General features: G+C 53.6%; 13 protein-coding genes. 5 read left to right on the top strand and 8 right to left on the bottom strand.

The window, feature by feature from the left end:
* The first annotated feature begins 107 nt into the window (after positions 1-107).
* The 3 genes from F7Q90_RS09550 to pdeR all read left to right on the top strand — a co-directional run bounded on the left by F7Q90_RS09550 (position 108) and on the right by pdeR (position 4,599).
* Positions 108-2,174, top strand: coding sequence for a carbon starvation CstA family protein (locus tag F7Q90_RS09550; protein ID WP_006119318.1), 2,067 nt, complete (start codon positions 108-110; stop codon positions 2,172-2,174).
* Complete coding sequence (locus F7Q90_RS09545) at positions 2,167-2,457, top strand: YbdD/YjiX family protein (protein ID WP_006119319.1); 291 nt, start codon at positions 2,167-2,169, stop codon at positions 2,455-2,457. Before F7Q90_RS09550 ends, F7Q90_RS09545 begins: the two co-directional genes overlap by 8 nt.
* Positions 2,458-2,613: 156 nt before the next feature.
* Positions 2,614-4,599 carry a cyclic di-GMP phosphodiesterase gene (pdeR, locus tag F7Q90_RS09540; RefSeq protein ID WP_006119320.1) on the top strand — a complete coding sequence of 662 codons (1,986 nt, stop codon included), beginning with the start codon at positions 2,614-2,616 and terminating at the stop codon, positions 4,597-4,599.
* 12 nt (positions 4,600-4,611) lie between these two features.
* Here pdeR and F7Q90_RS09535 read toward each other — a convergent pair whose 3' ends face one another.
* Both F7Q90_RS09535 and araD read right to left on the bottom strand, forming a co-directional pair.
* Complete coding sequence (locus tag F7Q90_RS09535; RefSeq protein ID WP_006119321.1) at positions 4,612-5,478, bottom strand: crotonase/enoyl-CoA hydratase family protein; 867 nt, start codon at positions 5,476-5,478, stop codon at positions 4,612-4,614.
* Between the two features lie 272 nt (positions 5,479-5,750).
* Positions 5,751-6,449 carry an L-ribulose-5-phosphate 4-epimerase gene (gene araD, locus F7Q90_RS09530; protein WP_006119322.1) on the bottom strand — a complete coding sequence of 233 codons (699 nt, stop codon included), beginning with the start codon at positions 6,447-6,449 and terminating at the stop codon, positions 5,751-5,753.
* 344 nt (positions 6,450-6,793) lie between these two features.
* On the opposite strand from araD, the gene osmB reads away from it, so the two are divergent.
* On the top strand, positions 6,794-7,009 hold the full coding sequence (osmB, locus tag F7Q90_RS09520) for an osmotically-inducible lipoprotein OsmB (RefSeq protein ID WP_006119323.1): 216 nt from the start codon (positions 6,794-6,796) through the stop codon (positions 7,007-7,009).
* 80 nt (positions 7,010-7,089) lie between these two features.
* Here the strand turns inward: osmB and yciH are convergent, their stop codons facing one another.
* The 5 genes from yciH to pgpB all read right to left on the bottom strand — a co-directional run bounded on the left by yciH (position 7,090) and on the right by pgpB (position 10,710).
* Positions 7,090-7,413, bottom strand: a complete 324-nt coding sequence (yciH, locus tag F7Q90_RS09515) for a stress response translation initiation inhibitor YciH (protein WP_006119324.1) — start codon at positions 7,411-7,413, stop codon at positions 7,090-7,092.
* On the bottom strand, positions 7,410-8,123 hold the full coding sequence (gene pyrF, locus F7Q90_RS09510) for an orotidine-5'-phosphate decarboxylase (protein WP_006119325.1): 714 nt from the start codon (positions 8,121-8,123) through the stop codon (positions 7,410-7,412). The genes yciH and pyrF overlap by 4 nt, the downstream gene beginning before the upstream one ends.
* Before the next feature lie 206 nt (positions 8,124-8,329).
* Positions 8,330-9,499: a lipopolysaccharide assembly protein LapB gene (lapB, locus tag F7Q90_RS09505; protein WP_006119326.1), complete on the bottom strand. Its 1,170-nt coding sequence runs from the start codon at positions 9,497-9,499 to the stop codon at positions 8,330-8,332.
* Between the two features lie 6 nt (positions 9,500-9,505).
* Positions 9,506-9,817 (bottom strand): LapA family protein, encoded by a 312-nt coding sequence (locus tag F7Q90_RS09500; protein ID WP_006119327.1) that lies wholly within the window; start codon positions 9,815-9,817, stop codon positions 9,506-9,508.
* Positions 9,818-9,945: 128 nt separating this feature from the next.
* Positions 9,946-10,710 (bottom strand): phosphatidylglycerophosphatase B, encoded by a 765-nt coding sequence (pgpB, locus tag F7Q90_RS09495; protein WP_006119328.1) that lies wholly within the window; start codon positions 10,708-10,710, stop codon positions 9,946-9,948.
* A gap of 229 nt (positions 10,711-10,939) precedes the next feature.
* Here pgpB and ribA point away from each other — a divergent pair, with 229 nt between their 5' ends.
* The gene (gene ribA, locus F7Q90_RS09490) at positions 10,940-11,533 is read left to right on the top strand and encodes a GTP cyclohydrolase II (RefSeq protein WP_006119329.1); all 594 of its coding nucleotides are present in this window, start codon (positions 10,940-10,942) and stop codon (positions 11,531-11,533) included.
* 33 nt (positions 11,534-11,566) lie between these two features.
* Here the strand turns inward: ribA and acnA are convergent, their stop codons facing one another.
* The gene (acnA, locus tag F7Q90_RS09485) at positions 11,567-14,248 is read right to left on the bottom strand and encodes an aconitate hydratase AcnA (RefSeq protein ID WP_006119330.1); all 2,682 of its coding nucleotides are present in this window, start codon (positions 14,246-14,248) and stop codon (positions 11,567-11,569) included.
* Positions 14,249-14,599 lie beyond the last annotated feature (351 nt).

The following is a 14,599-nucleotide window of genomic DNA, read 5'->3' as shown; positions in this document are numbered from 1 at the left end:
TGCGCTTCACAGTTCTATCCTTATTAACTTTCACTTACATTCCATTACATTAACGTTAGCTCGTTGTATTCGATCGCCTTCCATTCGGTCTCTACAAGGAGTGAGTTATGAAGAACGTCAAAACCGGCGTGATCTGGTTAGCGGTGGCGTTAACTGGCGCGGGCGCGTTCGCGATGCTGGCGCTTAATCGCGGCGAACACGTCAACGCAGTCTGGCTGGTGGTTGCCGCAGTCGCCTGTTACAGCATTGCCTATCGTTTTTACAGCCTCTTTATCGCCCGCAACATTTTCGAACTCGACGATCATCGCCTGACGCCTGCTGAACGTCTCAGCGACGGTCTGGACTACGTCCCCACCAACAAATGGGTGCTGTTTGGTCACCATTTTGCCGCTATCGCCGGTGCGGGCCCGTTGGTCGGCCCGATTCTGGCCGCGCAGATGGGCTTTTTACCTGGCACGATCTGGATTCTGGTCGGCGTGATGCTGGCCGGTGCGGTTCAGGATTTCCTGGTGCTGTTTATCTCGACCCGACGCGATGGCCGTTCACTGGGCGAAATGGCCCGTCAGGAGCTGGGGGCCTTCGCTGGCGTCATCACTATGCTGGGTGCGCTGGGCGTGATGATTATTATCCTTTCCGCGCTGGCGCTGGTGGTGGTGAAGGCACTGGCGAACAGCCCCTGGGGCCTTTTTACCATTGCCGCAACGATCCCTATCGCGCTGTTTATGGGCATCTACATGCGCTTTCTGCGCCCCGGTAAAATTGCTGAAGTCTCACTGATTGGTTTTGTGCTGATGATGGCGGCCATTATTTACGGTGGCGATGTCGCACAACATCCCTACTGGGGGCCGTTCTTTACCCTGAAAGGCACGTCACTGACCTGGGTGCTGGTCATTTATGGTTTTATCGCATCGGTATTACCGGTGTGGCTGCTGTTAGCACCGAGGGACTACCTCTCGACCTTTCTGAAAATTGGCGTCATCGTTGGTCTGGCTGTAGGTATCGTGTTCGCCATGCCAGAGATGAAGATGCCCGCCGTGACCCGCTTCATTGACGGCACCGGCCCGGTCTTCTCAGGGGCTCTGTTCCCGTTCCTGTTTATCACTATTGCCTGCGGGGCGATTTCCGGCTTTCATGCGCTGGTTTCCAGCGGAACCACGCCAAAACTCGTGGAGCGGGAAAGCCACATTCGCTTTATTGGCTACGGCGCGATGTTGATGGAGTCGTTTGTCGCCATAATGGCGCTGATTTGCGCCTCAGTGCTGGACCCTGGCGTGTATTTTGCAATGAATGCCCCAGCGGCGCTGATTGGTACCACCGTTGAAAATGCCGCCCAGGTGATCAACGGCTGGGGCTTTGTTGTTACACCGGAGATGTTAAGTGGAATTGCACGGGATGTAGGGGAAGCCTCCATTCTGTCCCGTGCTGGCGGCGCCCCGACGTTCGCCTTCGGTATGGCCCATATCATTACCGAGGTGGTTAACAGTCGCGCCATGATGGCCTTCTGGTATCACTTTGCCATTCTGTTTGAAGCCCTGTTTATTCTGACTGCCGTCGATGCCGGTACGCGTGCCTGTCGGTTTATAGTGCAGGACCTGGTGGGCACCGTGGTGCCATCAATGGCCAATAACCGCTCCTGGCTGGGTAACCTTGCGGGCACAACCGTTGCGGTGGCAGGCTGGGGATTCTTTGTGTATCAGGGCGTGATTGATCCCCTGGGCGGCATCAATACGCTATGGCCATTGTTTGGCATCGGTAACCAGATGCTGGCCTCCATGGCGCTGATTCTGGGCACCGTGGTGCTGTTTAAAATGAAGAAGCAGCGTTATGCGTGGGTGACCATTCTGCCAACGATCTGGCTGTTTATTACCTCAATGACCGCGGCATGGCAGAAGATTTTCCACGAAAAACCGTCCATCGGCTTTCTGGCGCAGGCCAATAAATTCCGTAAAGGTCTGGATGAAGGCGTGATTATCGCACCGGCGAAAACCGTCGCCGATATGCACACCATCGTTTTCAGTAACCAGATTAACGCGGCCCTGTGCGGGTTCTTTATGCTGGTCGCCGTCACCATGCTCATTGCGGCTTTTTTTGTGATTCGTCGTGCCCTGCGCAGTGAGGTACCTACCACGCATGAGTCCGCGACCACGTTGCGGAAGGAGATTCGCCATGTCTGACAGCATTCATCGTGTAACACGGCCAACAGGGACGTGGCAAATTGTGCGCTGCGAATTACGCTATGCTCCCGTCCGCCCTGGCTTTCGCTGGCGGGCATTCTGGCAGGGGCTACAGCAAAGCTTTCGTCTGATGGTGGGCGTTCAGGACTACCAAAAATACCTGCAGCACATGCGGCAGCAGCATCCAGACCTGCCGCCGATGAGCGAGCGTGACTTTCATCGTTATTGTCTGGACGCCCGCTTTCCCAGTCAGGCTGGAAAACTGGGTAAATGTCCGTGCTGAACCGCCTGCCGGCCCCGCTTCGGCGGGGTTTTTTGTTCCTGTTTTTTCTGGAAAGAAAAATAAATACACTTTCATCTTGTGCTGACATCAGTAGATGAATACTGTTGCTAAAATAATGAGATAACGTCAGCTATGGACTTCCCGGAGGGAGTGATCATGACCGATGAACAAGGGCAATCATTGTTGTATACCTTGTTTGGTACAACCAGCCCTCATTGGCGGTTAAGCGCGGACAGCGATGCGCTGCTTTTTGCCTTAGATGAATCATCGAATACGAGTGTTGCTGTGCCGCTGACGCCTGGCCAGTGCAGTTTACTGCGAGCTATGCCAGTGATTACTTCCAGTATCAACCTGACGTTAACAATCCATGGTGAGCAGGTGGCCATGCATTTTGTCGGACGGCGCATCAATCAGTCCGTCTGGGCCGGTACCGCATCCGCCTGGGGCGATACATCGGCGGTCGCACGCGATCTGACGCTGGGGCTGTCCTTTGCGGAACAGGTGGTTTCAGAGGCCAATTCCGTTATCGTCATTCTTGACCAGCGGGGCAATATTCAGCGCTTTAACCGACTCAGCGAAGAGTACACCGGCCTGTATGAGCAGGATGTGATTGGCCGGAATGTTTTTCAGCTGTTTATGACCAAGCAGGAGGCGGCAGCGTCACGTCGCAACATTGCGGGCTTCTTCCGTGATGGTAACTCTTATGAAGTCGAACGCTGGATCAAAACGATGAAGGGACAGCGACTCTTTCTGTTTCGTAATAAGTTTGTTCACAGCGGCAGCGGAAAAAATGAAATTTTCCTCATCTGTTACGGAACGGATATTACCGAAGAACGTCGCGCTCAGGAGCGACTGCGTGTCATGGCCAATACGGATGGTATTACCGGCCTGCCCAACCGTCACGCGATACATCAGCAAATCAGTCAGGCGCTGGAGCGGGCGGAAGGCAGTGAAACCGGTGTGGTCTATCTGGACCTGAATAATTTCAAAAAAGTGAATGACGCTTATGGCCATATGTTTGGCGATCAACTGCTGCAGGCGGTGTCGCTGGCTATTCTGAGTTGTCTGAGTAAGAACCAGACGCTGGGACGCCTTGGCGGTGATGAGTTTGTGGTGCTGGCCGAACAGACCAGCCAGGCGGCGCTGGAAGCGATGGCGACGCGCATTCTGGATCGGTTACGTCAGCCCTTCCGCATTGGCCTTATCGAAGTTTACAGCGGCTGCTCCATCGGCATTGCCATCGCGCCGCTGCATGGGGAAGATCGTGAATGCCTGATCCGCAATGCCGATACGGCGATGTATCACGCCAAAGAGAACAATCGCGGTAAATATTGCGTCTTTGCTGAAGAGATGAACCGGCGGGTATTTGAATATCTGTGGCTTGATACCAATCTTCGTAAAGCGCTGGAGCAGGACCATTTACTGGTGCACTACCAACCCAAAGTGGACACGGACGGGAAAGTTCGCAGTGCCGAAGCGTTGGTGCGCTGGCATTCACCCGAGCGCGGACTGGTCTCGCCTGCTGACTTTATCCCCTATGCTGAAGATTCAGGACTGATTGTGCCGCTGGGGCGCTGGGTGATGCTCAATGTGTTGAAACAGATTATCGCATGGCGCCAGCAGGATATTCATCTGCGCGTGGCCGTCAACGTCTCCGCGCGCCAGTTGATGGATCAGTCGATCTACAGCGATCTGAAGCAGGCGCTGACTGACGCCGGTTTAACGGAAAGCCCGATCGATATCGAACTCACGGAGAGCTGTCTGATTGAGAACGAAGCGGAAGCGCTGAAGTTAATGCACAAGTTCCAGGAGCTGGGTGCCCAGGTCCATCTGGATGATTTTGGTACCGGTTATTCCTCGTTATCACAGCTGGCACGAGTGCCTATTAACGCCATTAAGCTGGATCAAAGTTTTATCCGCAATGTGAATAAACGCCCTGTCTCCCAGTCGCTGGTGCGCGCGATTGTTGCGGTTGCCAAGGCGCTGGATTTACAGGTTATTGCCGAAGGCATAGAAACCGCCGATGAAGAGGCCTTCGTGCTGAAGAATGGCGTCGATGGTCGACAAGGCTATTTCTACGCAAAACCAATGCCCGCCGAACAGTTTCGGCATTGGCTGGCTCAGCATCCTGCCCGCAAGTAAACGCTTAAGTCCCTAACCCGCTTTACGCAGTGATGCGGTGTGGCGGTTTTGTAACTGGACTAAACGCTCCATATAGGCGATATCTTTTGCTTCAAGCGAAAAGGCGTAATCGACCCAGTCTTCCGTGATGTCCATTAACTCGGCGCGGGAAAGCTGCAATACGCGCTGGCGCGCCTTCAGCATAGCGCGCACTCCATTGAGTTTGGGCCGCAAGGTATCAATGAACGTCCGGGTGGCACGGTAGCTGTCGCCTGGCTGAAACACTTTGTCAACCAGCCCCCGCGTTTCGTACCATTCTGCGCTGTGGGATTCGCCTTCGATGATCAGCTCCTCCGCCAGCTTCATGCCCGAACGCCGGGCGACTAATGAATAGCCGCCCATCCCCGGAAACAGGTTAAACGCAATCTCCGGAAAACCCATACGGGCGTTGTTTTGCGCCAGGATAAAGTGATGCGCCAGCGCTGCCTCAAAACCGCCGCCCAGTGCACTGCCCTCAATCATTGCCAGCGTCACGGCTCCGGTGTTAAAGCCACGCGCGGCAGAATGAATGCAGTCAACACAGGCGCGTGCATAGGCACGCAACGCTTCCCAGCGATTATTACGGATACACTCCACAAAGAAGCGCAAATCACCACCGGCATTAAACATTTGCGGCACTAACGAGCCGGTGACCCAGAAGTCGATGGGTAAGCCAGAACGCTGGGCCGCGTAACTGAGATTCATGATCTCTTCAATCAGTTCATGATTAAAGCTGGGGCGCGGTTGGGCGCGTAACATCATCCACATGGTACGTCTCCCTTCTTCGTAATAAGCCACTAACTGCGTGGTTTGTCCGGCTTCGGAAAACAGTCTGCATGTGGGTTGGTTAATCACGGTCATTGTCTCATCCTCTGTTATTTTGATGCGCTAATTGCGCCACATCAGCCTAATCCAGAGTGAGGCCAGACCAAATGAGAGATTGATTTACAAGATAAATTCCAGAGTGATCCCTGATGCACGACATTTAATTGATTAGTATGATTTCTTGATAGCACGCGACTCGCTGGCAGAACAGCGCCAACCGATAACGGGCACTGAAGAGACTTTCACGCCACGTAAGCCGTGCGTAACGCGCAAATCAGGACGCAGACCAGGCTGCGCCCTCAACCTTCTTATTTCTGGCCGTACCAGGCATTTTCACCATGCTTGCGCAAGTAATGCAGATCGAGCAGGGTTTGCTGGATGGGGGGAAGACCGGCCGTCAGCTGCTGACTGAACAATCCCATATACGCCACCTCTTCCAGCACCACCGCGCTGTGCACCGCCGCATGGGCATCTTTGCCCCACGCGAAGGGGCCATGTGAATTCACCAGCACGGCGGGAATCGCAGTGGGAGAAAGCCCACGCTGTGCAAAGGTTTCAATAATCACTTCACCCGTATTCCACTCGTATTGCTGTTGAATCTCCTCGTCACGCATGGCGCGGGTACAGGGAATTTCACCGTAGAAGTCGTCCGCGTGTGTGGTTCCCCAGGCCGGAATGGCACGACCGGCCTGCGCCCAGATGGTGGCGTGGCGTGAGTGCGTATGGACAATTCCACCTACTTCGGGCCAGGCCAGATAAAGCGCCCGGTGCGTAGCCGTGTCAGAGGAAGGACGTTTTGTGCCTTCGATAACCTCTCCGCTCGCCAGATCCACCACTACCATGTCATCAACTTTCATTACATCGTAACTGACGCCGGAAGGCTTAATCACCAGCAAACCCTGCTCACGATCGAGGGCGCTGACATTGCCCCAGGTGAAGGTAACAAGGTTATGTTTAGGAAGATCGAGATTGGCTTCCAGAACCTGTTGTTTCAGATGTTCCAGCATTTTTTTCTCCTGCTGAATAAGGTCTTAACATTTTGCGGAGCAGGCAGAAAAAACGTTATGGAGCAAATGGCTAAAAAGCAGCGGAAAATAGCTGTGAATGGAAAATTGTGCTGAGAATTAAGAATTATCCCTCTTCGGAAAACCTTCAAAATGAATAGAATTCTGTCAGGCGTCGGGCAGGTCCACCTGCTACTGGTGCTTTTCAGCCGCTACAAACAGATCGTCCATGGTGTCCGCGTTTTTATACTAAAAGGATGCGGTAATAATGCGGCACAGGCGGCCTGAAAAAATTTCAAAGCTATACTTAGTGTGTTGCCTCTGCAAACACAATAAAGGAGAAGTTTATGACAATTACAATGAAAAAATTGACCGTTGCGGTCTTAGCGACCACCCTGGTTGTGGCGTTAAGCGGCTGTTCTAACTGGTCTAAGCGTGACCGCAATACTGCGATTGGTGCAGGTGCGGGTGCCATTGGTGGTTCAGTACTGACCAACGGCAGCGCGCTGGGTACAGTCGGCGGCGCCGCAGTAGGTGGCATTATCGGTCATCAGATTCACTAAGAACCGCAATTAAAATAATTAACGGCTACGCAGCGCATCTACACCATAAGCCGGGCTACACAAGTCGCCCGGTTTTTTATTTAACCGCCCGCCAGTTTTACTTTCATACCTTTGGCTTCCAGCAGGCTTTTAAGTAAATCACGTTTGTCGCCCTGAATTTCAATCACACCGTCTTTCACCGATCCGCCGCAACCGCATTTCTTTTTTAGCTCGGCAGCCAGCAGATTCAGTGCACCGTCATCCATGTCCACGCCAGTTATCAGGCAAACGCCCTTGCCTTTCCGGCCGCTGGTCTGGCGCTGAATACGGACAATGCCGTCCCCTTTAGGACGTTCCACTTTCTGTTCGGGTTGCACAATGCGGCCTGAATCTGTGGAATATACAAGTGGGTTGTCACGACTCATTTTACCGCCTCCAGATCATTGATTATGGCTTTCAGCGTCGCCGCCGGGTTAGCAGACTGTGTAACCGGGCGGCCAATGACCATATAATCCACCCCGGCGAGCTTCGCCTGCTGCGGCGTCATTACGCGACGCTGATCGCCGGCGTCACTGCCGGCCGGTCGGATGCCTGGCGTGACCAGCGTGAAATCCCTGCCAATGACCTGTTTAAATCGGGCGGCTTCGTGGGCGGAACAAACCACACCATCCAGGCCACATTCGTGGGTCAGCTTCGCCAGGCGCTCGGCCTGCTCTGCCGGCGAAAGCGTGATACCCAGACCCAGCAAGTCATCTGCATTCATACTGGTCAGGACGGTGACCGCAATCAGTAACGGCGCTTGCTGACCAAAAGGCACTAGCGCTTCACGGGCGGCGTTCATCATACGCGCACCGCCGCTGGCGTGCACATTCACCATCCAGACACCAAGATCGGCGGCGGCGGCGACAGCATGGGCCGTTGTATTGGGAATATCATGGAATTTCAAGTCGAGGAAGATTTCAAAGCCGCGTTGTTGCAGCGTTTTGACCAACTGAGGGCCAAATAAGGTGAACATTTCTTTGCCCACTTTCAGGCGACAGCTACCTGGCTCTATCTGATCAACAAAATGCAGCGCGCTGTTTAAATCGTGGTAATCAAGCGCCACTAACACGGGTGAAGTCGGGGATAAGGCCATGCTATTTCCTCTGCGGTAGGCACCTGCTGGCGCGTTAGACAAACGGCACGCATTCTACCTGCCCGCATTTCCCATCACAATCCCTGTTATCCTGCGAGGCGATATTCGCACGGTGCTGATGCAGGCTGGTGAACAGGTTCTTTATAGTATGTTGTAACTAAATTAGGCACCAGAAAGACAGGCAACAGTGCGCATCACGTGCGCAGTTATTGCCCGTCGAGTCCCCGAATCGGTTTGACCGATGACCAGGTGCGGCAGGAAGGACAATGCCAGTAGAGCGCATGGGCAGTAAACCCGCATTTCTGGCAACGGTAGCGCGGCTTCGTCCGGATTTGTTCGCCGACCAGGTCGCGCAGGACCATCAAACTCTCTTTGGCGCGACCGTCTTCCGCCTCATGCAGGTGAAACTCCATCAGGCGATGAAACACGCGCATATTGGGATGACGCTGTAACTGATGATTAATGTAATTTTGTGCGGCTTCCGCGCCCTGCTCTTGCTCCAGAATCGCGGAAAGATAAAGTTCTGCGGCGGCGCCGGTATTTTCTTCCACGCAGCGTTTGAGAAAGGCGGCCCAGGCGTCGGGCTGATTAAGTCGCTGAAAACAGGTCTCCAGCATCGGCAGCGTTTCACTGACCAGTTCTTTGTCCTGATCCAGTACACGTTGCAGATGCTCAACCGCTTTGCCGTACTCCCCTTTCTCCATCAGAATGCGTCCCATCATAATGGAAACTCGCGCGCTCTGGCGATCTGCCGCCTCGCCCTTTTTCAACAGCGTCATTGCGCGGTCAAGATCGTCGCTGCTCATCGCCTGCAAAGCCAGTTCACAGTAGAAATGCGCGATCTCGCCCTTCTGCTTGTCTTTGCCTAATTTCACCAGGCGCTCAGCGACCTCAATCGCCTGAAGCCAGTCGCTGGTCGCCTGATGAATAAGCAATAACTGCTGCAGGGCACCAATGCGGAAATCCGTTTCATCGGTGAGCTGTTTAAACATGTCTTCTGCGCGGTCATAAAGCCCCGCGGCCATGTAATCGCGCCCCAGTTGCTGGATAGCCAATAAACGCTGCTCATAGCTCAGAGAGGCACTTTCCATTAACGACTGATGGATTCGAATCGCACGGTCAACTTCACCGCGGGAGCGGAACAGGTTTCCCAGCGTGAGATGCGCCTCAACGGTGCCGCTGTCTTCCTTCAGCATATCAAGGAACAGATCGACCGCTTTATCCTGTTGGTTGGACAGCAGAAAGTTAACGCCGGCCACGTATTCGCGTGACAAGCGGTTGGATTCCTGTTGCTTGTCCTGCTGCGCACTACGGCGTCCCATGTACCAGCCATAGGCCGCCGCAACAGGCAGTAACAGAAACAGCAGTTCTAACATGGAATCTTATTCCTGCACGGTTGGCGGCAACGGTTTACCACCTGTGCTAGGCGCATTCTGATCAACCTGAGCCTGCAGACGTTTAATTTTACGTTGGGCGTTCGCCAGCGAGACGCGAACACGCAGCCAGAACAGCCCACAAATGACCCAGCCCAGCAGGAAGCCCACGCCGAACAACGTTGCCAGTAAAGTGGAGATACGGAAATCGCCCTGCGCCAGCAGATAGTTAAAGGTGATAACCTGGTCGTTGTGTGCGCCAAGGGTCACAGAAATGATAAAAATGACCAAAACCACTAAAAAAATCAGCAAATATTTCACAGTGCATCCTGTTGTGAGGTTGTCGAATCAAAGTATGCCAAAATTACGGCAGAAATACTGCTCCTTGCAGCATCAGGCGAAGCACTTTTGCGCGGTTCAGTCGCAAGATATGAGGCTGAACGGCGCAATTACAATCCCTGGTCGCGTTCTGCCACTTCCTTTTGCTCGTCGGGGGGCAACGTCAGCGGTCCACAAAAGCGCTGGGCAAGCCAGGTGGCGATGACCACCAAAAACCAGGACAGCACGGTGGCAACGGCAAGATCGCGCGGCCAGTGCATACCCAGTAACAAGCGGCTTCCCATAACGCCCACCGCCCAAACGCCGACCAGCACTATCGTTTTATAATGCCGGCGCGGCCATAGCAGACCAATGACCAGTAATGCCCAGCTCGCCGCGAACAAGGTTCGACCTGACGGGAAGGCGAACCCTGTTTCAAACGGCCAGTGCTTTTTCAGCCAGACCGGAATATGCGATTCATCCGCAATCAGTGCGGTAACGCGTTCACCACGCTGGGTGCGGTTTAACTGATAGAAGGTTTTGTCATCCAGACCGTGCGTTTTCTCCAGCCATACCACATAAGGTCGGGGTTCCTGCACCCGCTCTTTAATGAATGATTTGGTATACTGGCCTGCCAGAATCGTGACATTCATGATCAGCAACAGCAGCAATGCCGGTTTAAGCCGAAAGCGAAGACACCATAATACCCAGGCACTTAACGCCAGGCTGGTCAGTATGCCCCATGGCCGGGTCACCGTTTCTGTCATCCAGAACAGGACTCTCAGAAACGTGTAACTTTCCTCGGGTTGCCATTGCCAGCCGGACAGCCACACGGCTAATGGCATCATCAGCAGTAACACCATCCCTGCTGTGGTACGTTGCAAAATTTTAACCATCCCTTTTCCCTTTTTGCTGATGAAAAGCCGTCATACCGGTAAAACTTTAGCTTAAAAAAGAATAACATAACCTTTACGGATTAGATAATCGTGCTTTATCACAACAATCGTTTACACAGATTAACAGCCAACCTCGCGGTTGTGGCACAATATTGCACGTTTGTCGGGCCACATCGGCCTGTGCACTATCATGATGATAGTGCATCCTCTGATGGTTCTGGAGAGTCACATGCAGCTTAAACGGGTGGCAGAAGCCAAACTGCCAACGCCATGGGGAGATTTCCTGATGGTAGGTTTTGAAGAACTGGCAACCGGTCACGACCACGTTGCTCTGGTCTTTGGCGATATCAATGATAACGAACCGGTCCTGGCGCGCGTTCATTCGGAATGCCTTACCGGTGATGCGCTGTTCAGCCTGCGTTGCGACTGCGGCTTCCAACTTGAAGCTGCGCTGAATGCCATTGCCGAAGAAGGACGTGGTGTATTGCTTTATCACCGCCAGGAAGGCCGCAATATCGGCCTGCTGAATAAGATTCGCGCTTACGCTTTGCAGGACAAAGGGTATGACACGGTTGAAGCTAACCATCAGCTCGGTTTTGCCGCTGATGAGCGTGACTTCACGCTCTGCGCAGATATGTTTAAGCTCCTTGGGGTGAACGAGGTTCGCCTGCTTACGAATAATCCGCGCAAGGTTGAAATCCTGAGCGAAGCCGGTATTAACATCGTCGAACGTGTGCCGTTGGTGGTGGGACGGAATCCCAAAAATGCGCACTATCTCGATACTAAAGCCGAAAAAATGGGCCATCTGTTGCCGAAGCAGTGAATAAAAAAGCCGGGTTTCCCCGGCTTTTTCATATCAGTTGAGCATATTTCGAATCACATAATGCAGAATACCGTCGTTGCGGTAATAGGTCAGCTCATTACCGGTATCAATGCGACAGCGGGTATCCAGCTTCTCTTTGCTGCCATCGGCACGCGTGATTGTCACTGGCACGGTGCAGCCCGGCGTGAGCTGTGACAGGTTCTCAACGTCAACCGACTCATCCCCTTTCAGTCCTAATGTTTTACGCGTTACGCCCTGGGGGAATTCCAGCGGTAAGATCCCCATACCGATCAGATTAGAGCGGTGGATACGTTCGAACGATTCGGCGATCACCACGCGAACGCCCTGCAGACGCGGTCCCTTCGCTGCCCAGTCACGACTCGAACCTGACCCGTACTCTTTACCGGCAATGACGGCCAGCGGCACGCCTTCGGCCTGATATTTCATCGCGGCATCGTAAATGGCCAGTTGTTCACCACTCGGATAATGTTTGGTATAGCCACCCTCAACGCCCGGCACCATTTCATTGCGGATACGAATGTTGGCAAAGGTTCCGCGCATCATGACTTCGTGGTTACCACGACGCGAGCCATAGGAGTTGAAGTCATTGCGCTCGACACCATGCGCCAACAGATAGCGCCCTGCCGGGCTTTCTGCTTTGATGCTACCTGCCGGTGAAATATGGTCTGTTGTGACCGAATCCCCCAGAATAGCCAGCAAACGCGCGCCACGAATGTCTTCGACCGGTTTGGGCGTTTTTTCCATGTCATCAAAGAACGGTGACAGACGGATATAGGTTGATCCTTCGTCCCAGTCATAGGTCGCGGCTTCGCTGACTTTGATGGCCTGCCATTCGGGCGTACCGTCAAAGACTTCCGCATACTCTTTGTGGTACATATCGCTGGTAACCTGCTGTACCGCTGTCGCGATTTCTTCAGGCGAAGGCCAGATATCTTTCAAAAAGACCGGCTTGCCATCCCGATCCTGTCCGAGCGGATCAGTTTGCAGGTTGATCTTCATATTCCCCGCGAGCGCATAGGCCACCACCAGCGGCGGTGAAGCCAGCCAGTTGGTTTTAATCAGCGGATGAATACGGCCTTCGAAATTACGGTTACCCGACAGCACGGCCCCCACAGTGAGGTCGCCCTCTTTAATCGCCGATTCGATCGCATCCGGCAGCGGGCCGGAGTTACCGATACAGGTTGTACAGCCATAGCCGACCAGATTAAAGCCCAGTTTATCGAGGAACGGCGTCAGTTGTGCGACGGCTAGATAGTCGGAAACCACTTTAGAGCCCGGAGCAAGAGATGCCTTGACCCACGGCTGGCGTTTCAGGCCCCGCTCTACCGCCTTTTTCGCCAGTAAACCTGCGGCCATCAGGACACTTGGGTTTGAGGTGTTTGTACACGAGGTAATCGCCGCAATGGCCACCGCGCCGTCGGTCAGGGTATGGGAAAGTCCGGTATCGCTGTTCGTGTAGGTGACTTCTTTATGAGGTTTCTGCGCGTGGTTGACTTCCAGTTCATTGCTGGCGTCGAACGCCGCCGGGACATCGCCCAGGGACACGCGATCCTGTGGGCGTTTTGGTCCGGCCAGACTTGATTCAACATCATTCATGTCCAGCGCAAGACTGCTGGTGAAGACAGGTTCATCGCCCGCATTACGCCACATTCCCTGGCGTTTAGCATAATGTTCTACCAGCGCAACCTGTTCGGCATCGCGTCCGGTTAAGGTCATATAGCTCAGTGTCACTTCATCGACAGGGAAGAAACCGCAGGTGGCGCCGTATTCCGGTGCCATATTGGCGATGGTTGCGCGATCCGCCAGCGGCAGATCGGCCAGGCCATCACCATAGAATTCCACAAATTTGCCCACCACGCCGTGCTTACGCAACATTTGCGTCACCGTTAGCACCAGATCGGTCGCGGTAATGCCCGGCCGCAGTTTGCCAGTGAGTTTGAAGCCCACGACATCCGGGATCAGCATAGACACCGGTTGCCCCAGCATCGCCGCTTCGGCTTCAATCCCGCCGACGCCCCATCCCAGCACGCCAAGCGCATTGATCATCGTGGTATGAGAATCCGTCCCGACTAAGGTGTCCGGCCAGGCATAGGTTTCGCCGTTTATCTGCTGCTGCCAGATTGCTTTCCCCAGGTATTCAAGGTTTACCTGGTGACAGATCCCGGTCCCCGGTGGCACCACCCGGAACTGGTCAAAGGCTTTCTGGCCCCAGCGCAGGAAGACGTAACGCTCATGGTTGCGTTCCATCTCCAGCCGCACGTTCTCTTCAAAGGCATCGTCGTCGCCAAAATGGTCAACGGTGACGGAGTGGTCAATGACCAGATCGACCGGGGACAGTGGGTTGACTTTATTCACGTCTCCGCCCAGTCGGTTCACCGCTTCGCGCATCGCGGCTAAATCAACAACGGCGGGTACGCCGGTGAAATCCTGCATTAAAACACGGGCCGGGCGGTAAGCAATTTCCCTGTCGGCGTGGCCGGTTTTTTGCCAGTCAACCAGCGCCTGGATATCTTCCTCAGTGACTGAGTCGCCATCCTGCCAGCGCAACAGGTTTTCTAACAGCACTTTGAGGGATTTAGGCAACCGATCAATGTTACCGAGATGTTGTGAAGCGCGAGGTAGACTGAAGATGTGATAGTTGTGATTATCTACCTGCAGTGTTTCCTGACTCTGCTCGCGTAGGGATGACGACATAGCTCCTCCTTTATAATACATGGTCTTTAAACCTCAGAGACAACAAGGTTTAGTATAAAGATAGACCACTTTTTTGTTAACGTTTTGATTACAACACAGATTGCTACAATCGGACGCAAACAAAAATGCCCCGCAATGTTGCGAGGCATTATTGAGAAAGAGACACGTTTAAATTATAGCGCTGCCCAGAGCGCTGCCATCCACACGGTAAATGAGAACGCATAAGCACTAAACCAAGTCATTTTAATCATATTCATAGCAATACTCCTGCGTAGAAAGGGCAATAAAAGCCGTACTCGCATCCTGATAAGGGATGACATCATTTATGCAACGTGTGAAGAGCGCTTAATT

Source organism: Pantoea stewartii subsp. stewartii, assembly GCF_008801695.1.
In the GTDB taxonomy this organism is placed as follows: Bacteria; Pseudomonadota; Gammaproteobacteria; order Enterobacterales; family Enterobacteriaceae; genus Pantoea; species Pantoea stewartii.
The sequence above is the reverse complement of the archived record's forward strand: the minus strand, read 5'-3'. Positions and strand labels throughout refer to the sequence as shown.

Excerpts from the sequence above, each read along its gene's own strand:
- acnA (WP_006119330.1), bottom strand. The coding sequence starts at position 14,248 with ATGTCGTCATCCCTACGCGAGCAGAGTCAGGAAACACTGCAGGTAGAT.
- F7Q90_RS09545 (WP_006119319.1), top strand. The coding sequence starts at position 2,167 with ATGTCTGACAGCATTCATCGTGTAACACGGCCAACAGGGACGTGGCAA.
- ribA (WP_006119329.1), top strand. The coding sequence starts at position 10,940 with ATGCAGCTTAAACGGGTGGCAGAAGCCAAACTGCCAACGCCATGGGGA.
- lapB (WP_006119326.1), bottom strand. The coding sequence starts at position 9,499 with ATGTTAGAACTGCTGTTTCTGTTACTGCCTGTTGCGGCGGCCTATGGC.
- pyrF (WP_006119325.1), bottom strand. The coding sequence starts at position 8,123 with ATGGCCTTATCCCCGACTTCACCCGTGTTAGTGGCGCTTGATTACCAC.
- araD (WP_006119322.1), bottom strand. The coding sequence starts at position 6,449 with ATGCTGGAACATCTGAAACAACAGGTTCTGGAAGCCAATCTCGATCTT.
- yciH (WP_006119324.1), bottom strand. The coding sequence starts at position 7,413 with ATGAGTCGTGACAACCCACTTGTATATTCCACAGATTCAGGCCGCATT.
- pgpB (WP_006119328.1), bottom strand. The coding sequence starts at position 10,710 with ATGGTTAAAATTTTGCAACGTACCACAGCAGGGATGGTGTTACTGCTG.
- F7Q90_RS09535 (WP_006119321.1), bottom strand. The coding sequence starts at position 5,478 with ATGACCGTGATTAACCAACCCACATGCAGACTGTTTTCCGAAGCCGGA.
- pdeR (WP_006119320.1), top strand. The coding sequence starts at position 2,614 with ATGACCGATGAACAAGGGCAATCATTGTTGTATACCTTGTTTGGTACA.
- F7Q90_RS09550 (WP_006119318.1), top strand. The coding sequence starts at position 108 with ATGAAGAACGTCAAAACCGGCGTGATCTGGTTAGCGGTGGCGTTAACT.
- osmB (WP_006119323.1), top strand. The coding sequence starts at position 6,794 with ATGACAATTACAATGAAAAAATTGACCGTTGCGGTCTTAGCGACCACC.